15 protein-coding genes are annotated in these 20,121 nt (G+C 62.0%); 8 read left to right on the top strand and 7 right to left on the bottom strand.

The genetic code is table 11. From position 1 onward, the window contains the following. Positions 1 to 332 precede the first annotated feature (332 nt). The 3 genes from ACMFWR_RS23155 to ACMFWR_RS23145 are packed head-to-tail and all read left to right on the top strand — an operon-like array spanning position 333 to position 6,459. Positions 333 to 1,544: an efflux RND transporter periplasmic adaptor subunit gene (locus tag ACMFWR_RS23155; RefSeq protein ID WP_413197327.1), complete on the top strand. Its 1,212-nt coding sequence runs from the start codon at positions 333 to 335 to the stop codon at positions 1,542 to 1,544. After that, positions 1,541 to 4,906 carry an efflux RND transporter permease subunit gene (locus tag ACMFWR_RS23150; RefSeq protein WP_413197028.1) on the top strand — a complete coding sequence of 1,122 codons (3,366 nt, stop codon included), beginning with the start codon at positions 1,541 to 1,543 and terminating at the stop codon, positions 4,904 to 4,906. Before ACMFWR_RS23155 ends, ACMFWR_RS23150 begins: the two co-directional genes overlap by 4 nt. After that, complete coding sequence (locus ACMFWR_RS23145; protein ID WP_413197027.1) at positions 4,903 to 6,459, top strand: efflux transporter outer membrane subunit; 1,557 nt, start codon at positions 4,903 to 4,905, stop codon at positions 6,457 to 6,459. Before ACMFWR_RS23150 ends, ACMFWR_RS23145 begins: the two co-directional genes overlap by 4 nt. A 191-nt stretch (positions 6,460 to 6,650) precedes the next feature. Here ACMFWR_RS23145 and ACMFWR_RS23140 read toward each other — a convergent pair whose 3' ends face one another. After that, complete coding sequence (locus ACMFWR_RS23140) at positions 6,651 to 7,787, bottom strand: YeiH family protein (protein WP_413197026.1); 1,137 nt, start codon at positions 7,785 to 7,787, stop codon at positions 6,651 to 6,653. Between the two features lie 285 nt (positions 7,788 to 8,072). On the opposite strand from ACMFWR_RS23140, the gene ACMFWR_RS23135 reads away from it, so the two are divergent. After that, on the top strand, positions 8,073 to 8,960 hold the full coding sequence (locus ACMFWR_RS23135; protein ID WP_413197025.1) for a LysR family transcriptional regulator: 888 nt from the start codon (positions 8,073 to 8,075) through the stop codon (positions 8,958 to 8,960). A gap of 253 nt (positions 8,961 to 9,213) precedes the next feature. Here ACMFWR_RS23135 and ACMFWR_RS23130 read toward each other — a convergent pair whose 3' ends face one another. After that, the gene (locus tag ACMFWR_RS23130) at positions 9,214 to 9,666 is read right to left on the bottom strand and encodes a MarR family winged helix-turn-helix transcriptional regulator (RefSeq protein ID WP_413197024.1); all 453 of its coding nucleotides are present in this window, start codon (positions 9,664 to 9,666) and stop codon (positions 9,214 to 9,216) included. Positions 9,667 to 10,132: 466 nt separating this feature from the next. Between ACMFWR_RS23130 and ACMFWR_RS23125 the strand changes: the two genes are divergently transcribed. Both ACMFWR_RS23125 and ACMFWR_RS23120 read left to right on the top strand, forming a co-directional pair. Beyond that, a complete protein-coding gene (locus ACMFWR_RS23125) occupies positions 10,133 to 10,402 on the top strand; it encodes a DUF1488 family protein (RefSeq protein ID WP_413197023.1) in 270 nt (89 codons plus the stop codon). A 192-nt stretch (positions 10,403 to 10,594) separates the two neighbouring features. Further along, the gene (locus ACMFWR_RS23120; RefSeq protein WP_413197022.1) at positions 10,595 to 11,014 is read left to right on the top strand and encodes a response regulator; all 420 of its coding nucleotides are present in this window, start codon (positions 10,595 to 10,597) and stop codon (positions 11,012 to 11,014) included. A gap of 179 nt (positions 11,015 to 11,193) precedes the next feature. Here the strand turns inward: ACMFWR_RS23120 and ACMFWR_RS23115 are convergent, their stop codons facing one another. The 4 genes from ACMFWR_RS23115 to ACMFWR_RS23100 all read right to left on the bottom strand — a co-directional run bounded on the left by ACMFWR_RS23115 (position 11,194) and on the right by ACMFWR_RS23100 (position 16,444). Beyond that, positions 11,194 to 12,411, bottom strand: coding sequence for an MFS transporter (locus ACMFWR_RS23115; protein ID WP_413197021.1), 1,218 nt, complete (start codon positions 12,409 to 12,411; stop codon positions 11,194 to 11,196). 170 nt (positions 12,412 to 12,581) lie between these two features. Continuing rightward, on the bottom strand, positions 12,582 to 14,750 hold the full coding sequence (locus ACMFWR_RS23110) for an ATP-dependent helicase (protein WP_413197020.1): 2,169 nt from the start codon (positions 14,748 to 14,750) through the stop codon (positions 12,582 to 12,584). Between the two features lie 86 nt (positions 14,751 to 14,836). Next, on the bottom strand, positions 14,837 to 16,165 hold the full coding sequence (locus ACMFWR_RS23105) for a C4-dicarboxylate transporter DctA (protein WP_413197019.1): 1,329 nt from the start codon (positions 16,163 to 16,165) through the stop codon (positions 14,837 to 14,839). Between the two features lie 90 nt (positions 16,166 to 16,255). Next, entirely contained in the window at positions 16,256 to 16,444 is a 189-nt protein-coding gene (locus ACMFWR_RS23100; RefSeq protein ID WP_413197018.1) for a hypothetical protein, read from the bottom strand. A 41-nt stretch (positions 16,445 to 16,485) separates the two neighbouring features. Here ACMFWR_RS23100 and ACMFWR_RS23095 point away from each other — a divergent pair, with 41 nt between their 5' ends. Then, positions 16,486 to 17,052: a TetR/AcrR family transcriptional regulator gene (locus tag ACMFWR_RS23095; protein ID WP_413197017.1), complete on the top strand. Its 567-nt coding sequence runs from the start codon at positions 16,486 to 16,488 to the stop codon at positions 17,050 to 17,052. A 399-nt stretch (positions 17,053 to 17,451) separates the two neighbouring features. Then, positions 17,452 to 18,483 carry an alpha/beta hydrolase gene (locus ACMFWR_RS23090; protein ID WP_413197016.1) on the top strand — a complete coding sequence of 344 codons (1,032 nt, stop codon included), beginning with the start codon at positions 17,452 to 17,454 and terminating at the stop codon, positions 18,481 to 18,483. Positions 18,484 to 18,665: 182 nt separating this feature from the next. Here the strand turns inward: ACMFWR_RS23090 and ACMFWR_RS23085 are convergent, their stop codons facing one another. Beyond that, complete coding sequence (locus ACMFWR_RS23085; protein ID WP_413197015.1) at positions 18,666 to 20,066, bottom strand: methyl-accepting chemotaxis protein; 1,401 nt, start codon at positions 20,064 to 20,066, stop codon at positions 18,666 to 18,668. Positions 20,067 to 20,121 lie beyond the last annotated feature (55 nt).

Here is a 20,121-nt window from a genome sequence, read left to right as displayed (position 1 = left end):
GCCGTTTGAAAGCGTCAGTGTGGCCGTAACGCATCGGGGATCGCAGCGGCTTTGTAGTCAGGACTTAATCGAATATCGCGAACGAGCGTAACTGCCGCTGCAACGTTTTCAGCATCCGCTCCACATCGTTGTACGCGCATCATCGCTGTTGCCTCGAAGCTTCGCTAAAAGGAGTCGTCGTGAACGTGATGGACCTGTTGTCTCGTGCCGCCTCGCGGCATCGTCCGCCGCTGGCCCTGAGGGCCAGTGCCGATTTCAATCGCTTCGGCGGACCGGGCGCATCGCGTTCGGGCACGACCCATGCGCGTGTGACGACGTCCGCGCGCGGGCACATCCATGCGTCCATGAAAAAGATCGCGACCGTTGCGCTGTGCACGGTGGCACTCTCGGCCTGTCATCGGGCAGCCGAGCAGACCGCACCGCCGGCCGTGGTGGTGGCGTTGCCCGTGCATCCCGACGCGGGAACGGCAGGTGGATTGGCGGTGCGTTATCCCGTTGAAGTCCAGTCGCGCTATTCGAACGTGATGTCGTTCCGGATCGCGGGCAAGCTTATCGAGCGCAAAGTCCGTCTCGGCGATACGGTGCATAAGGGCGAGGTCGTCGCGCGACTCGATCCGGCCGACTCCCAGAAGCAGGCTGCGAGCGCGCAAGCCTCGCTCGATGCGGCAGACCATCGCCTCGTGTTTGCCAAGCAGCAGCTCGATCGCGACAAAGCGCAAGCCGCGCAGAACCTGATCGCAACGAATCAACTCGAGCAGACACAGGACAACTACGCGTCGGCGCTCGCCGGTCGCGATCAGGCTGCGGCGCAACTCGTCGTCGCGCAAAACAATCTTCAGTACAACACGCTGAGTGCGGACCACGACGGCTGGATCACCAGCGAAAACGCGGATACGGGTCAGGTCGTGTCTGCGGGTCAGGCGGTCTATGGACTCGCGTGGAGCGGTGATGTCGATGTGATTCTCGATGCGGCCGAAAGTGATCTCGGACGTATTCAGGTCGGTCAGGCTGCGACGGTGACGTTCCAGGCCTTGCCCGGTCGCAGCTACGACGCGAAGGTCCGCGAGATCGCACCGGCCGCCGATCCGCAAAGCCGTACTTTCCGCGTGAAACTGACGCTCGCGCAGCCGGGCAATGAAGTTCGCCTTGGCATGACGGGGGACGCTGTGCTCGCGCCGCAAGCTGCATCCGGTGCGGCCATTGCGGGTGCTGCATCGTCTGCTTCGTCTGCGGCTGTGGCTCATGCAGGTGGCAACGGTGGGCCTACGTTCACGGTACCGTCGACAGCGATCTTCCATCAAGGTCGCACACCGGCCGTATGGGTTGTTCGCGCAAGCGATTCGACGCTCGAGTTGCGTCCTGTTGATGTGCGCAGCTACGGCGAACGCACGACGACGCTGGTGAATGGCATTCGCGATGGCGAGCAAATCGTGCTGGCCGGTGTCCACACGGTGTTCGCGGGCCAGCATGTGAAGCCCGTGAAGCCGCTCTTCAGCGGCGAAGGCGACGTCGACGGTCCGGCACCGCAGGGAGCCGCACGATGACCGACGAGCGACACGACACCCCCGGCGACTCGCAGACGCCGGGTGGATCGAACACATCGGGTGCGTCATCAGGCACATCGAATCCGTCGGGCACGTCGAGTACATCAGGCACGACGAGCACATCGGGCGCATCGGCCACATCAGATGTGTCGAGTGCATCAGGTGCGTCGACTGCATCAGGCACGCCGACCGCATCGAATGCATCGCACGACGGCCATGATGCGCACGCGCAGCCGCCGCTTGAACCCGCTGAAGTTGCGCATCACTTCAATCTGTCTTCATGGACACTGCGCCATCAGGCGCTGGTGACCTTCCTGCTTGCGCTGATCACGCTGTTTGGCGTGCTGTCGTACGGCAAGCTCGCGCAGTCCGAAGATCCGCCGTTCACCTTCAAGGTGATGGTGATCCGCACGCTATGGCCGGGTGCGACCGCGCGTCAGGTTCAGGAAGAAGTGACGGACACGATCGCGCGCAAGCTGCAGGAAACGCCGGACGTCGACTTCCTGCGCAGCTACTCGCGCCCCGGCGAATCGCAGCTGTTCTTCACGATCAAGGATGCGGCGCCGCCGTCGCAGGTGCCTGACACGTGGTACCAGGTCCGCAAGAAGGTCGGCGACATCGCCTACACGTTGCCTCCCGGTGTGCAGGGACCGTTCTTCAATGACGAGTTCGGCGACGTCTACACGAACATCTATGCGCTGCAAGGCGACGGGTTCAACTTCGCGCAGATGCACGACTACGCCGAACGCTTGCGTGTCGAACTGCTGCGTGTGCCGGGCGTCAACAAGGTCGATTTTCTGGCTGACCAGGAACAGCGCGTCTACGTCGAGATTGCAAACGCGCAACTCGCCAAACTGGGGCTGACGCCGCAACAGATCGCCGATGCGGTCAACGCGCAGAATGCCGTCGCGGCAGCCGGCGTGTTTCAGACGTCGACCGATCGCGTCTACGTCCGTCCGAGCGGCCAGTTCCAGGACGTCGACAAGCTGGCCGATACGCTGATTCGCGTGAATAACCGGGTGATTCGCCTCGGTGACATCGCCACGATCAAGCGCGGCTTTGAAGATCCTCCGACCGAATACATGCGGTTTGGGGGGAAGAACGTGCTGGGCATCGGCGTGACCATGGCGCCCAAGGGCGATGTGATTGCGCTGGGCAAGTCGCTCGACGGCACGATCAAGCGTCTGCAAGCAGCGTTGCCCGCGGGTCTCAAGCTCACGGAAGTCTCGAGCATGCCGCATGCGGTCAAGCATTCGATCGATGACTTCGTCGAAGCCGTGGCCGAAGCCATCGGTATCGTGCTCGTCGTCAGCCTGATCAGCCTCGGGGTCCGCACCGGGATGGTCGTCGTGATTTCGATTCCGCTCGTGCTCGCGGCGACGTCGCTGTTCATGTACGTCTTCGATATCGGCTTGCACAAGGTGTCGCTGGGCACGCTGATTCTTGCGCTGGGTCTGCTCGTCGACGACGCGATCATTGCGGTCGAAATGATGGCGGTCAAACTGGAGCAGGGCTTCGATCGCATGCGCGCCGCGGCCTACGCTTATACGAGCACGGCATTTCCGATGCTCACCGGTACGCTCGTGACGGTGTCGGGCTTTTTGCCGATCGCGCTCGCGAAGTCGGCAACGGGCGAGTACACGCGGTCGATCTTCGAGGTCTCGGCGATCGCACTATTGTTATCGTGGCTGGCGGCCGTGATCGTGATTCCGCTGCTGGGCTATCGCATTCTGTCCGAGCATCCGACGCGTCGTGCGTTCGGTCATCATGAAGACGGCAGCATCAAGCACGAGCATCACGATATCTACGATACGAAGTTCTATACGCGCCTGCGCGGGTGGATTGGCTGGTGCGTGGACCGTCGCCTGCGCGTGCTGATCATCACGATTGTCTTGTTTATCGTGGCGCTCGCGGGCTTTACGCTCGTGCCGCAGCAGTTTTTCCCGAGTTCGGATCGCACCGAGTTGCTGGTGGATTTCCGCTTGCCCGAAGGTGCATCGTTTGCGGCGACACTGCGTGAGACGCAGCGCTTCGAGCAGGTCATCTCGAAGCGACCCGAGATCGATCACTATGTCGACTTCGTCGGTTCGGGCGCACCGCGTTTCTATTTGCCGCTCGATCAACAGCTCCCGTCGCCGAATTTCGCGCAGTTCGTGATCACCGCCAAGACGATCAAGGATCGCGAGAAACTCGCACAGGAACTCGACGTCGTGCTGCGCAATGATTTCGCGTCGGTACGCACGCGGATCAGCCGCCTCGAAAACGGCCCGCCGATTGGTTACCCCGTGCAGTTCCGCGTGACGGGCCCGGAAATCGGCACCGTGCGTTCGTTGTCGGATCAGGTCGCGCAGATCATGCGCGCGAACCCCGATACGGTGAACGTGCAATACGACTGGGATGAACCCGCCGAGCGCTCGGTGCATTTCGAAGTCGACCAGAACAAGGCGCGCGCGCTCAATATCTCGTCGCAAGATATCGCCAACTATCTGCAGATGTCGCTGACGGGCTACACGATCACGCAGTTCCGCGAACGCGACAAGCTGATTGGCGTCGACTTGCGAGCGCCTGAGCGCGATCGTATCGATCCTTCGCAGATCGAACGCCTGGCGGTGCCTTCGCCGTCGGGCACGGCTGTGCCGCTCGCTGCGCTCGGACGCTTTACGTACGGTCTCGAGTACGGCGTGGTGTGGGAACGCGACCGCCAGCCGACGATTACCGTGCAGTCCGACGTTCAGCACAACAAGCAGGGCATCGATGTGACCAACGTCATCGATGCGAAGCTCGGCGAACTGCGCAAGCAGTTGCCGATCGGCTATCGGATTGAAATCGGCGGCGCGGTGGAAGAAAACGGCAAGGCGCAGGGATCGATCAATGCCGAAATGCCCTTGCTGGTGGTGGCGGTCTTGGTGCTGCTGATGGTCCAGCTGCAAAGCTTCAGCCGCGTGCTGATGGTGGTGCTGACTGCGCCGCTCGGGTTGATCGGTGTGGTGCTCGCGCTGTTGCTCTTCCACATGCCGTTCGGCTTTGTGGCGATGCTGGGTACGATCGCGATGTTCGGGATCATCATGCGTAACTCGGTGATTCTCGTCGATCAGATCGAGCAGGACATCCGGGGCGGGCACAGTCGTTTCGACGCGATCATCGGCGCGACAGTGCGTCGGTTCCGGCCAATTACGCTGACGGCCGCCGCCGCCGTGCTCGCACTGATTCCGCTGTTGCGCAGTAACTTCTTTGGTCCGATGGCGACGGCACTGATGGGCGGCATTACGGTGGCAACGATTCTGACGTTGTTTTATCTGCCGGCGCTCTATGCGCTGTGGTTCCGCGTCAAGCGGGACGAAGCACCGCGGGAGGCAGCATGAACAAGCCCGGTCGACATGTGATTTCGTTGAATACGACGTTCGCGCTCGGCGCGCTGACGCTGGCGCTCGCAGGCTGCGGCCTGTTCGGGCCCGATCGCAATCCGCCTGCGATGGCATCGCCCGATCATTACTCGGTGCAGGGGCAGGCAGCGAAGCTGCCCGCGGCGGATGGCGTGTCTCAGCAACTCGACGTCGGTGCGCAACCCGTGCCGGAGTGGTGGAAGGGCTACAACTCCGATGCGCTCAATGCGCTCGTCGACGAAGGTCTTGCGAACAGTCCGTCGCTCGCGGCGGCTCAGCATTCGCTGAAGTCCGCGCGGGAGGGGCTGCGTTCGGAGATCGGCAACAACTTGTTCCCGAGCGTCGATGTGGGCTTCGCGCCGTCGCGCCAGCGTTCGCTTGGCATTCCGATTCTGCCGACGGAAGAAACCTTCCTCGAGAACGTGTTCGTCGCGCAGGTCCAGGCGTCCTATACGTTCGACTTTTTCGGGGCCTCGTTGCTCGCTGACCGTGCGCTCGCGGGTCAAGTGCAACAGCAGGCGTTTCAGTTGGAGTCGACGCGTCGCACGCTGGCCGCCAATATCGTGATCGCGACGATCAATGTGGCCTCGCTCAACGATCAGGTCGTTGCGACCGAGAAGCTGGTCGACCTCGGCGAGCAACGTTCGCAGCAAACGGCTGCACGGTACAAGCTTGGTGGCGCGTCGAGTGACGATGCGTTGAGCGCCGAGCAGGATGCGGCGAATGCTGCGGCGACATTGCCCGCGTTGCGCGCCCAATTGCTCGCGATGCGTCACGCGCAAGCGGTGTTGATCGGCCGCACGCCGGACAAGGCGCCTGAACCGCTGTCGCTCGACGATTTGCATCTGCCGACGAATGTGCCGGTGGCCGTGCCGTCCGAGCTGGTTCATCAGCGGCCGGATATTCTCGCGGCCGAAGCCGCGTTGCGCGCAGCGGCCGATCAGGCGGGCGCCGCGACGGCGTCGATGTTCCCGACGCTCAAGCTCTCGGCCTCGTACGGTCGCGGCGGCTTTGACTGGACGACGTTTTCGTCGCCCGCGGGCATGATCTGGAGCATCGGTGCGAACCTCACGCAGCCGATCTTCCACGGCGGCGCGCTCGTCGCGCGTAAGCATCAATACGAAGAGTCGTATCAGGTCGCGGTTTCGCAGTACAAGCAGACGGTGCTGTCCGCGTTCCAGACGGTGGCGAACACGCTGGTCTCGCTCGATGAAGATGCGAACACCGTGACGCAGACGCGTCGTGCGATGGACGCCGCACAAGGCATGACGCGCGATACGGACTCGAGATACAAGCTCGGTGCGACGCCGTTCTATGCAACGCTGAGTGCAGGGCAGCAGTATCAGAGTGCACGCGTGCAGTACGTACGCGCACGTGCGCAGCGGCTCGCCGATACGGCAACGTTGTTCGATGCGATGGGCAACCCGCCGGTCGACTACGAAGGCAACAGTCTGCACGACACCGTGCACGACAACGCCGCACCGAAGGCAACGTCGGCAGCACCTGCAACGACGGCCAAGCCTGCAACGTAGCGCGTGTAGTGGCGGTTAAAACGACAAGGCCCGCAATTTAGCGGGCCTTGTCGTTTTGTTGCGATCGGAACAGGTGGTCGAGGCAGCGGAGAGAATGTGCGGACTCGCGTTAGCTAGCCTGCATTTGCCGATCACGTGCGTTGTCGCGACACCTGCAACGTCGCTACGCACTCATTTGGCGTTAAGGTCGATCAGAGCAGGTGCTCGGCGAGATACGTAACGCCGAGGCCGCCGGCGATGAGCCACACGTAGAGCCCAAGTCCGAAGAGCAGGGCACGCGGGCCGGCCTGGCGGATCTGCGCGAAGCGCGTTTCGATGCCGAGCGCGGTCATGGCCATCGTGAGTGCGAAGGTATCGATCGTGTTGATCGAGTGCACTGCGGTATCGGGCAGCAGATGCAGCGAGTTCACACCGACCAGCGCAAGAAAACCGATCGCAAACCAGGGCACCGCGATCTTGCGACGGGCGGGATGGTTGCCTGCGGCATGTGCGTGTGCCGATTCCACCGTGGCATGGCTCGATGCGTGGCTCGACCCGTGTGCATTCGATGCATCGCGACGTGCAAGCCATACAGTCAGCACGAGCAGGACGGGCACGAGCATCAGCACGCGCGTCATCTTGACGATCGTTGCGATATGCGTCGCTTCAGGGCTGACGGCACTGGCGGCACCGACGACCTGCGCAACTTCATGAATCGTGCCGCCAAAGAAGAGTCCGGTGCCGACCGTGTCGAGGTGAATCAGGCCGACGCGCAACAGCGCCGGATACACAAACATCGACAGCGTACCGAACAGCACGACGGTACCGACCGCGATGGCACTCTTGTGCGGCTTCGATTGCAGCGTCGATTCGAATGCGAGCACCGCAGCCGCGCCGCAGATCGCGCTACCTGCAGCGGTCAACAACGCTTCTTCACGATCGAGCTTGAGCAATCGCGTGCCGAGCCACGTACCGGCGACCAGCGTGACGATAACGATTGTCGCGGACACCGCGAGTCCCTGCACGCCGACCGTCGCGATTTCCTGAAAGCTGATCCGCAGACCATAAAACGCCACGGCGATGCGCAACAGGCGTCGAGCGGCGAAATTCACTCCGGACGCCCAGCTTTCGGGCATCGCTTCACGGACGACGTTGCCGTAGAGCACGCCCGATGCGATGCCGATGATCAATGAACTGAGGCCCAGGCGGCTGATTGCCGGGATGGCCGAGATCTGGGTCACCGCCGCCGCGAACAGCGCGACGAACAGAAACCCGTTGAGTTCGCCGCGATGCGCGCGAAAAAACCCCGGGGCGGCGGACGCCGGGGCAGTGGTCGGGACGGAGTTCATATCCAGATTTCGATATAAGCAAAGATGAAAAAAGAATAAGCAACTTTGACGTATATGTGAAATCGTCATTTCGGCTATAAACTATCGGTGTAGCTGATAGTTTGGCGAATTCGCGGAGTTTTGAGCCAAAGCCCAAAGCCCAAAGCCCAAAGCCCAAAGCCCGAGGCCAAGACCAAGACCAAGACCAAGACCAAGACCAAGACCAAGACCTGACGCCTGCGATGCTCTGTCGGGCTCTGTCCGGTTTGCAGGCGCAATCCACAGCCCTTTCTTGTTGAACCGTCGATGACCCCGGAACAACTCCTGACCTTCGCCGCCGTCGCCGAGCACGGCAATATCAGTCGCGCTGCGCGCGCGTTGTTCCTGTCGCAGCCAGCGGTGTCCGGCCAGTTGCGTCAGCTCGAAGACGAATTCGGCGAACCCCTGTACCACCGCGAAGGCCGCGGGATCACGCTGACCGAGACCGGGCGGCAGCTCGCGCTCCATGCGGAGCGCCTGCGCACCGATTTCCGGGAAGCGCTCGCCTTTCGAGATGCGCTGCGTTCGCTCGACGCCGGACATCTGCGCATCGGGGCCAGCACGACGCCCGCGAGCTATCTCCTGCCGTATCTGATTGCCGAATTCCACCGCCGGCATGCAGGCGTGACGATCTCGACGCGCTACGGCAACTCGACCGAGGTGCTCGCCGCCGTGCGCGAGCTCGACGTCGCGCTGATCGAAGGATCGACCGGGGACGCACTGCCTCCCGGTACGACGATCCATGAGTGGCGCGAAGACGAAGTCGTCGCGGTGGTGCCGGCAGGACACCCCCTGGCCGATCGGCGGGGCGGCGAAGTCCGCATCGAGGAACTCGGCGCATTCCCGCTCGTGCTTCGGGAGGTCGGGTCGGGCGTTCGTCAGTCTGTGGAGCGCGCGTTCGCGCGCAATGCAGTGCCGATGCGCGTCGCGTTCGAACTCGCGGGGGTGGAAGGGGTGAAGGAAGCCGTGCGTGCCGGTATGGGAATCGGCTTTGTATCAGCCATGTCGATGCGCCACGAAGACAATGCGCTGATTGCATTGTCCGTCGCGGCGCCGCATCGCCTGATTCGCCATCTGACGATCGTCGTTCCACACGGCGCCGCACCGCTGCGGGCCGTCGAACGGTTTGTGGAGTTATGTCTTCAGTCCGGCTGACGTGACGTGACGCGACGCGACGCGAGGTGGGGTGAGCTGAGGTGAGGTGTCAGGCGGTCTGCATGGCGCCGAATGGTGGCCAGTCGAGCCGGCAGCGCTAAAGAGGCGGCACGAACTGCGGACGATGGCACGGCCCGCTGCCGTGGCAGGCGGACTGCGTCATGTCGAATCGTGAACCGCGATACATCATTCCAAAGATGAGGCACGAGCCGCCGCCGATGGCACCGGCCGTGCTCAGGTTACGGTGACACGCTCACATACGCACGCGGCCAGCGAGGGAGGCTTTGAGGTCGTGCAGCTCGTCGCGCAGGCGCTGGAGGTCCGACACCGGGCGGCCGGCGACTTCGTTGATGTAGTTGGGAAGGAAGGCCGCGCTCAGCTTGAGCGATTTGCCCGACTCCGTGAGGTGGATCAGCACCAGCCGTTCGTCGAGCACACCGCGCACGCGGCGCACATACCCGACCGTTTCGAGCCGTTTGAGAATCGGTGTCAGGGTCGCCGAATCCAGGCCCAGGCGCGCAGCCAGATCCTTGACCGACAGTTCATCGTGCTCCCACAGCACCAGCATCGCGAGGTACTGCGGATAGGTGAGGTCAAAACCTTCGAGTACGGCCTTGTAGGCCTTTGTCATCGCCAGCGACGCCGTGTAGAGCGCGAAGCAAAGCTGGCTGTCGAGGGTTAGCGACGTCGCAAGCGAGTTTTGCACAGACGATTCGCTCAGAGGTTGGTGGGGGATGCCCAAGCCTTTTGAAGGGAACTGACTGTGCATCGTCGTGGATGCGGCAAGATTTTCCATGATGTGTCCCGGTGAGCGGTCAAATGGAGTTTGTAGTATTGGTCTGAATATTCCTGTAATCAAGGGAAATAAAGCACTTGTTTGCCGCTTTTTGCCTGTCTTACGCGTTTACTGGAAATTCTTAGTACGGCATCGGTGTTCCTCCTAATTAGTCGTCTTGAATATCCTGAGTGCGATAGGCGTTTAGCTGTGTCAAACTTACGCAAAATGTTGAAATTCGGTAACACTAGCCCGAAAGCAAGCACCGGTGCGGCTTGTGGCGAAGCGGGTTCGTTAACCGGCACGCTGTTTGCTTAAAACAAGGATTTGGCAGCGTTTTGAATCAAGCGAGCATCGATGTTTCGTTCGCTAGTTGTTTGGAATACCACGGAAACCAATGAACATTACGCTCTCGACCGAACCAACTTTATCCGGCGATGGTCAATTCCTGGAGTTTGTCGCCGATGTCGATGGCCGCGAGGTCCGTTGCGCGCTTGCGCGCAAGGCTCTCGAGATGTGGTTCTGGGTACCTCCGGAGGCTGAGCCGCCTCGTCTGACGCGCGCTTACCTCGATGGTCGCAAGCGGATTGCCGTCGCTCTCGAGCGGCGTATCGTCAAACAGCCCGCGGAACCCGTGGTGCTCAAGACGGAGCATTTTTCTGGCTGACGCGCTGTGGCGCGCGGTCACCCGTGCCGGCGGGTCCGTTGGAGCCGGCAGAAGTGGAGAACGCCCCTCGCGCAGCGGCGGGAAACTGGCTGGCCAGCCAGTCCGAGGCTGTCGGGCGTGACCCGGCGCGGTGGCACGATGGCATTCGCCGTCGCGACCGGCCCCAAGAATATGAAGTGTTGAAAAAGCGATATGAACGCAGATGCGGTAAGTGGCAAGAACATCCTCATCGTCGAGGATGAGGAAGGCAGCCGGCAGTCGCTGGCCGCCATGCTGACCGATTGCGACGCCGATGTGACCGCCGTCGCAGACGCAGAAGGTGCACTGGCTGTGATTGAGCAGCGGTTACCCGATGCGGTGATCAGCGATATCGAGTTGCCGGGTATGGACGGCTACTACTTTATTCAGAAGCTTCGCGATCTCGAATCGAAGATGGGCGCACCCAACGCGCCTGCTGTCGCACTGACGGCGCACTCCGACGAAGCGCATCAGTTGCGCGCCGTAGGAGAGGGGTTTCAGATGCACGTCGCGAAGCCCGTCGATCCGGCGGGGCTGCTTCGGGTGCTCGATCGATTACTTTCCGAAGTCCGACAGAAACCGCGACACGCCTGAGGCGAATGTCTGCCTGATCGTGAGCGTCGGCGAGGTGTCGTGCGGTGCCGTGACTGCGGCGTCCGATGTGTTGGCGCGCGGCCCACACACGCGCCTCGTCAAGCGGGGCGTGGATGGGTTCGGCTGCGTCAGCCGGCGCGTCGTGCCCGGTGTACGCCTGTGAGGACGATTGACGTGCGTCAGCCGAGCATGCTCGTTCCGGCGTGCTGGCGCGCTTTCGACCACAGGCCGACGACGATCCCGCCGCCGCAGAGCACGACGCCGGCCGTGCCGACATACACCGCCGAAAAGCCAAAGTGGTGTGCGACGATCCCGGCCACCGGTCCGGTGACGCCCAGTGCAAGATCGAGAAACGCCGAATATAAGCCGAGCGCGGCGCCGCGATCGGCGAGCGGAACCGTCTCGACCGCGACGACGCCCAACGCTGGAAAGACGAGTGCGAAGCCCGTGCCGGCGAGGCCCGCGCCGATCAAGGCGAGCAGACTGCTCGGTGCGAAGCCCAGCAGTGCGAGGCCGACTGCCTCGGCAATCATCGATACCACCGCTACCTTGTAGCCGCCGAAGCGTCCGATCGTATCGACGAACATCAGGCGCGAACCGCAGAAGCACACGCCGAAGACCGTTAACGCGAACGCCGCACCCGACCAGTTGTGGCTTGCGTAGTACAGCGTGATGAACGTTGCGATCGCGCCGAAGCCCGCCGAGCCAAGGCCGAGCGCCAGGCCGTAATTGACGACGCGCCGAAACACGTGATGAATGCCGAGACGTTCGCCGTGCACGGCAGGCACCGGAATCTGGCGCCATGCGAGCAGCAGTCCGGCGATTGCGAGCACGATCACGGTGACACCGAGCGCCTCGAATCCGGCCAGACGCACCAGAACGACACCCAGCGGCGCGCCCGCGGCAAGACCGCCATAGGTCGCGACGCCGTTCCACGAAATAACCTTGCCGGTGTTGCCCAGTCCCACCGCGCCGACGGCCCATTGAATCGAGCCGGTGCCGACGAGACTCTCACCCACACCGACGATCAGCCGCCCGACGATCAGGATCGCAAACGCGACGATCGGCGAATGGCTGTCGAAAACACCGGCGCCAACATAGAACAGGCCGCTGACCAGACACATCGCCAGTCCCAGCGACACAGCCTTCTTCGCCCCTTTGCTGTCACAAAGACGACCGGTCATGGCGCGGCTCATCAGCGTCGCGACATACTGAACGCTGATCACGAGGCCCGCGAGCACGGAACCCATGCCGAGATCCTGATGGACGTAGCCCGGCAACACGGCAAGCGGCAGGCCGATGGTCAGGTACGCGATAAACGTGAAGCAGACAAAGGTGATGACTTTGAGCGTGACGTTCGTACCGGAATCGGGCACGGTGGAGTGGGCAGTTTGCACGGACACAGGCGAAGACGAAGGCGACGGGCGACGGCAAAGCGGCAGAAATTACCGAAAGGGACCGTCAGCAGGAACAGAAGAGCGATTAGTGTAAACCCTTTATTACCTGCGCGTCCGCTACATCATTTGTTCGGACAATGTTTTTTTTCGGCGGAAACGTCGGGATCCGCTTAGCCCCACATCTTCCGCATCTTTGCGGCTAGGTCGATATGCTGCCGCGCCTGTTCGGAAGAGGTGGGCTGCGTGCCCGGGTCGCGCGGCCAGCTGGTCGACTCAAACCGCGGCAACAAGGCGTTTGGCACGAAGCGCGTGCGTGAGCCGTACACGTGCCGATCGCCCTGCGCGGTTTGCTGCGTCACGTAGAAGCGTTGCGGAATCACAATATCGAGCGTGTCCTTGGCGCGCGTCATCGCGACATAAAGCAGGCGCCGCTCTTCTTCGATCTCGTCCGGCGAGCCTGTGGCCATATCCGAAGGGATGCAGCCGTCGACGGCGTTCAGCACGAACACGTGGTTCCACTCCTGGCCCTTCGCCGAATGAATCGTCGACAGGATCAGGTAGTCCTCGTCGCGCAACGGCACGCCGGACTCGTCGCTTGTCGCATCAGGCGGATCGAGCGTGAGCTCGGTCAAAAACCGTTCACGCGACGGATAGCCCGACGCGATGTTCGAGAGCTGAACCAGATCGGCCATACGCATCGGCCCGTCTTCGAACTGATCGAGCAAGTGCGGTTCGTACCAGACGCGTACGCGCTCGAGATCGGTGGGCCACGCATGTGCGCCGGCGCGGATGTCGGCGACGAGTTCGACAAACGCCGGCCAGGCCTCCGATGCGCGCGCGCCTGGCGCAAAAGCGCGCAGCGCTTGCGCTGTGTCCATCGCTTCGGCCGACGCTACAGCGTCGAGCGCCCGTCCCGCTGTGACCGGACCGATGCCCGGCAACAGCTGCATCACACGAAACCCGGCCACGCGATCGCGCGGGTTCTCCGCAAAACGCAGCACCGCGAGCACGTCCTTCACGTGTGCAGCGTCGAGAAACTTGAGGCCGCCGAACTTCACGAACGGGATGTTGCGCACTGTGAGTTCGACCTCGAGCGGACCGCTGTGATCGGACGCGCGAAACAACACCGCCTGCTTCTTGAGATCCGTGCCGGCCTCGCGGTGTTCGAGCACGCGCGTGCAGACAAAACGCGCCTGGTCGGCCTCGTCCTTAACATGCACAAGTGATGGTCTTTGCGCCGACGCACGCTCGGACCACAGGTTCTTCGTGAAGCGCTCCGATGCGAGGCCGATGACCGCATTCGATGCTTCGAGAATCGGCTGCGTCGACCGGTAGTTCTGCTCGAGCGTGACGATGCGCGCGGGCGGATCGAACTGCGTCGGGAAGTCGAGGATGTTGCGAACGGTCGCCGCACGAAACGAGTAGATCGACTGCGCATCGTCGCCGACGACCATCAGGCCGTGGCCGTCGGATTTGAGTCCGAGCAGCAGGGTGGCCTGAAGCGCATTGGTGTCCTGGTATTCGTCCACGAGCACGTGATCGAACCGGGCGCCGATTTCCGCGGCGAGCGTGGGCTCCGACATCATGTGCGAGCAATAGAGCAGCAGGTCGTCGTAGTCGAGCACGTCTTGCTTTTGCTTGGCTTCGACATAGGCCGCGAAGAGCGCGCGCAATTCGTCGTGCCAGTTGGCGCACCACGGATAGACCTTGTCGAGCACGGCCTGCAGTTCGGCCTGCGAATTGACGACGCGCGAATAGATCGCGAGGCACGTCGACTTGAGCGGAAAGCGCCGGTCCTTGCTCGACAGGTCGAGGTCGTGGCGGACCAGGTTCATCAGGTCGGCCGAGTCTTCGCGATCGTGAATCGTGAACGTGGGCGACAGGCCGATCTGCACGGCGTATTCACGCAGCAACCGCGCGCCGATGCCGTGGAACGTGCCCGACCAGTTCAGGCCCGATGCGAGCGTGGCGGCGTCGGCGCCGAGTGCGCGCCACGCGATGCGCTCGACGCGCTTGCGCATCTCGCCGGCGGCGCGGCGCGAAAACGTCAGCAGCAGAATCCGGCGCGGGTCGACTCCGTTGATCAGCAGATGCGTGACGCGGTGCGCGAGCGTGTCGGTCTTGCCGGACCCCGCGCCTGCGATGACAAGCAGCGGCTCGGCGACGTGGGCCGACGGAGTCGTGCCGGGCGTCGGCGCGACTCCGTGTTCGACGGCGGCGCGCTGCTGCGGGTTAAGGCGGGCGAGGTAATCAGGGGCGGCGCCCTCCGGCTGATCGGGAGCGGCGTTCGGCGTATCGGCTTGCATCGGGGCGCGAGTGGGCGGCGGGCGGCGAGGCATCGTACCGTCGCTTCCGCCCGGGTGTCTGTATGTTTATACAGTGTGCACGCAAACAGGCTGGTCGGGCAAGGGGGATGGCTCGACGCTTACGCCGCCGGAACATGCTCCCGTCCGATCGCCGCGTCCGCTTCCGTATCCGGTGCGCCCGAATAGAGCATGTCGGGTGCGAAATCGAGCACGCGACGGGCGCGGGCTTTGTCGATATCGTGTTCCCACGCGCCGACCACGATCGTCGCGACACAGTTGCCGATCAGATTCGTGACCGCACGCGCAATGCCGATAAACCAGTCGACCGGCAAAATCAGCACGAGTCCGAGCACCGGGATCGCAGGGATCGCCGACAGCGTGGCGGCGAGGATCACGATGGCCGATCCGGGAATGCCGTGCGCGCCTTTCGATGTCAGCAGGGACACCAGCACGACGACGATCAGGTCATGCGTCGAGAGCGGTGTGTTGGTCGCCTGCGCAATAAAGATCACCGCGAGCGTCAGATAGATCGAAAAGCCGTCGAGGTTGAACGAGTAGCCCGTCGGAATCACAAGTCCGACCGTGGAATCCTTCACGCCGAGCCATTCGAGTTTGCGCATGACCTGCGGCAGCACGGCATCGGATGATGCCGTGCCAATGACGATCGACAACTCTTCGCGCAGATAGCGAATGAGCTTGAGGATGCTGAACCCGGAAAGCCGCATGACGATGCCGAGCACGACGAACACGAACACCACGCAGCTCGCATAGAACACCGCCACCAGCAGCCCGAGCTGCTTGAGAGACGCAACGCCATACTTGCCCGTGGTAAATGCAATCGCGCCGAGTACACCCAGCGGTGCGAGCTTGATGATGAAACCCATCATGCGGAAGAACGCGTGCGAGAGTTCTTCGATCAGCACATTGACCTTCTCGGCACGCGGGCCGAGCATCGACAATGCCGCGCCGAACATCACGGAGAACACGAGGATCTGCAGGATGTCGCCCTTGGCGAATGCATCGAAGATCGTGTCCGGAATGATCTTGAGCAGGAAGCCCGCGGTGTCCTTGAGGTTCTTGACCTGACCCGTGTACGTGTCGAGCGACGCGGGATCAAGCGTATGCAGGTCGATATTCATGCCGACGCCAGGGCGCGTGACATAGGCGAGCACGGCGCCGATCACGAGAGCGATTGTCGTCATGATCTCGAAGTAGACCACGGCCTTGATGCCGACGCGGCCAACCTTCTTGAGGTCACCGGCGCGTGCCATGCCGTGCACGACGACGCAAAAAACGATCGGGCCGATGACCATCTTGATGAGCTTGAGAAAGCCATCGCCTAGCGGACGCAAAGATTGCGCGAAGCTTGGGAACAATGCGCCAAGCGCAATGCCCGCGACCAGCGCGATCACCACGCGGCCAAACAGCGAGTTGAAAAACTTGAGCACGGCATTCTCCAGGTGTCATTCGAGCCGCGCGGTATGGGTGTCTTTGTGTGCGCGGTGATCCAGGGATCGTAGGAAGCCGAAAATGGGGCGTCAATCCGGGGAGAGGATGGGATCGGGTTCGCCCGGGGTCGCCGGGTCATTGAGGACGCTGAAGTCACCGAAGTCACCGAAGTCACCGAAGTCACCGAAATTATTGGCGCCGTTGAAGCCGTTGATGCCATGGGTGGTATCGGTGGCATCGGGCTCATCCGAGCGTACCGTCCAAATTATTTTTGACACACGCGTTGACAATCTATCTACTGATAGATACAGTTCGGTACATGGAAACGCGAACTGTCCGTGAACAACTTGTCGGTTATGCCCAGACCCTGATCATGCTTCGGGGCTTCAACGGCTTCAGCTATCGAGATCTGGCTGAGCTGGTGGGTGTGAAGACGTCGAGTATTCACTATTACTTTCCGGCGAAGGACGATCTGATCCTCGAGGCGGTTAACACCTACAGCAGTGAGTCGCTCGCTGAAATGTACGCGATCGATTCATCGCTGCCGGCCGATGCGCGGCTTGACCGCTATACGCGGATGTTCGGCAAGGTGTTGGGCGACGGCGATCAGATCTGCTTGTGCGGCATGCTCGCGGCGGATATTGCGTCGCTGCCGGAGAACGTGAAGCAGGCGGTGCAGAGTTTCTTCCGCAGTAATGAGACCTGGCTGGGCAAGGTGCTCGCCGAAGGCAAGCGACAAGGGACCTTGATCGATGCCGGGCCACCTGAAGCAGCGGGGCGTACCTTGTACGCAGCCTATCAAGGCGCTGTCCTGGCGAGCCGTTTGTTCGACACGAAGTCGCGTCTGACAGAAGTGACGGATTCGTATAAGGCCCGAAAAGCTTGATCGGGGATGAGCGTATTGCCTAAAGCACCGTGATAGATGACGCGTCACCGGAGTTTCGCCGCAAATTGTACGTAACAATCTATCTTTGAGTAGATAGATATTGGTTGATGAAAGGAAGGAGAAAGCCATCGAAGTCGTGCCGTCGAGTTGAGTTTTTGAGTCTGTGTTTGTGTCTGTGTCACCGCGTTGAGCCCTGGAAGTCCGTGATTGCGTTGTGTTTTGAGTTGAGCCCTTGAGTTGAGTTGTTGGATCGACCCGTGAGTTGGGAGATCTGGTGAGCGACAACACTGCGTCGCTGCACTGGGCCACGAGCACGCCACACTGCGTTCGATTGTCTATCTAGTAGTAGATAAATTAATAGCTGAACCCTGAAACCTGAAACCTGTTTGGAGTTTTGTCATGAAAGCACTGTCCACCATCGCCGCCGCTGCATTGATCGTGTCGAGCGCAGCCGCACACGCGGCGCAACCTGCAGCATCGGCTCCGGTTCTCGAGCCGACGACGCAAGCGTTTATCGACGCACTCGCCAAAGCAGGGGGCGCACCGATCTACACGCTGTCACCTGAAGCGGCGCGCAAGGTGCTCGACGGCGCGCAGTCAGGTCCGGTGGCCAAGCTTCCCGCTGACATCGAACACCGTACCTTGCCCGTCGGCCCGACCGGTAGCGTGAAGGTGCGCATCGTGCGTCCGCACGGCGTGAAAGGCACGCTGCCTGTCGTGATGTACTTCCACGGCGGAGGCTGGGTGCTCGGCAATGAAAACACGCACGACCGGCTTGTCCGTCAGATAGCCAACGGTGCGCATGCGGTGGTTGTGTTTGTCGACTACACCCCGTCGCCCGAAGCGCAATTCCCGGTGCCGATCGAGCAGGCCTACGCCGCGACGAAGTACGTGGCCGAGCACGCGAAGGAATTCAACGTCGACGCATCGCGTCTGGCCGTTGTGGGTGACAGCGTCGGCGGCAATATGGTGGCCGCGGTGACCTTGCTCGCAAAACAGCAGGGCGGTCCGAAGATCACGACGCAAGTCATGTTCTACCCCGTGACAGATGCAGCGATGGACGACGGCTCGTACGATACGTACGCCAACGGCCCGTGGCTCACGAAGAACGCGATGAAGTGGTTCTGGGATCAATACGCGCCGAACGCAGCCGACCGCGAAAAGATCACGGCTTCGCCGCTGCGTGCGACGCTCGACGATCTGAAGGACTTGCCGCCGGCATTGGTGATCACCGACGAGAACGATGTGCTGCGTGATGAAGGCGAAGCGTATGGACGCAAGCTCGCGCAAGCCGGCGTGCGTACGACATCGGTGCGCTACTCGGGCACGATTCACGACTTCGTGATGCTCAACGCGATCGGCGATACCCCTGCCGCCGAGGGTGCTGTATCGCAAGCCAATGCGTTCTTGCGCAATGCGTTTGCGAAGTAAGTAAGCGGTGGTGCAAGGGCTTGGCGAGGCGGACGTCGATCGGTGCTAGTCGAAGCGGCAGCCCGGCAAGCGCCGCCCTTGCACACAGCCCCGGGGCCGTGAATGTTTTGAGTGAACCGGGCTTCGACATGTGCCACAAAGCCTGGACCCTGCGCCTTTGAACATGGCGCAGCGTTCAGGCGCTACACCCGGTACCCCATCCGGAAGCCACCCCAATGCCGGCCGCCGACGACGATTGGCGCGGAGGCATCCTTCATCAACACGAAGTTGCCGCCACCCATGTCGCGGCGATAGGTCTGTAACAGGAACCGTTTCGTATTGGCGCCTGCGGCACCACCGGTGCGGTCGTTGAAGATCCGGCGATTCCGACAATTCGCGGCATTCCAGACCGGATCTTCGCGTTGCGGCTGCGAGAACTTGAGGTTGTGCGTCGGCAGATAACCGCGTCGGTCGATCGCCGCACAGAACGCCACGCGTGGGTCGAATGACAGCAGGGGTTCCTGAATCTCGGGCAGCACGCGGTCGGTAAATGCAGTGAAGCGCGTCATGTGCTGCAGCGGGTTCGTTCCGGCGATGGGCTGGTACTTGTCGTCGAAGAGATCGGACATCGAAATGTCGCCGCGCGCGAGTCCCGCTTCGAAGGCCTTGGCGATCCGCGCCGCGGTTTGTTCGACGACCGCGATAAAGCGTGTGTCTTCGGTTTCGACGCCCGTCGCCGCGGTCAATTCGATGAGGGTTTCCGACACGCTGAGCAGCTTGCCGAGGCGCGTTTTCGCTTGCGTGAAGTTTTCGCTCGAGTCCTGCACGTCTGACGCCATGTCGAGGACTTGTGCTTCAAGCCCCGTGCATTGCGTTTCGATATCGCCGGTTAACGTGGCGATATGGTCGGCGTCTTCATTGAGCTGCGTGATTGCATTGCCGGTCGCGTGAACGATGTCGCTGATCATGCGCGTGCCTTCGCGCACGCGATGCGCGCGTTCCGTGTTCACGGTGCCTTCGCTGATCAGCTGCTCGGTCTGTTGCCGGAGCTTGCTCAGTGTGGCTTCGATCTGGCTGGTGGCTTGCGAGGTTTTTGCCGACAGGTTTTTGACCTCGGCTGCCACGACCGCAAAGCTTCTGCCCGACTCGCCGGCCCGTGCAGCTTCGATCGCCGCGTTCAATGCGAGCAGGTGCGTCTGGCGCGCGATGGTCGAGATCTCTTCCGAGACCGTGTTGACGTGCGCGAGTGCGGCGCGTAACGAGCCGATCTGGCTTTCGATCACCGTCACGCCTTCGACCAGGCCGTGAATATCCGCGAGCGAGGCTTCGAGCGTTTGTTGGGATTGCTGCATGCCGGTCGCGGCGTGCAGCGAGACTTCGCGCATTTCGCGCGCGGCATTGGCGATGCGGCGGTTGCCGTCCATCGTCTGCGCAGCCGATTCGCGCAAGGCCTGGCAGACCTCCGCCTGACGTCCGACGCGAGTGGCGACTTCGTCTACGTGTCCGGACACGTCACAGATTTCGATGCCGAGCTCGCCTGCTTGTGCCGCGATATCGCCGACGACGGCGGGCGCGCGGCCTCCCCGTAGAAACCCGAAACGCATGGTGTGACTGTCTCCGTGAATCGTTATCTCCGTCCGGGCTCTGCCGGTCCGCTCG

The organism is Pararobbsia alpina (assembly GCF_965118125.1).
GTDB lineage: Bacteria > Pseudomonadota > Gammaproteobacteria > Burkholderiales > Burkholderiaceae > Pararobbsia > Pararobbsia alpina_A.
This window is presented reverse-complemented; position numbering and strand designations above follow the sequence as displayed.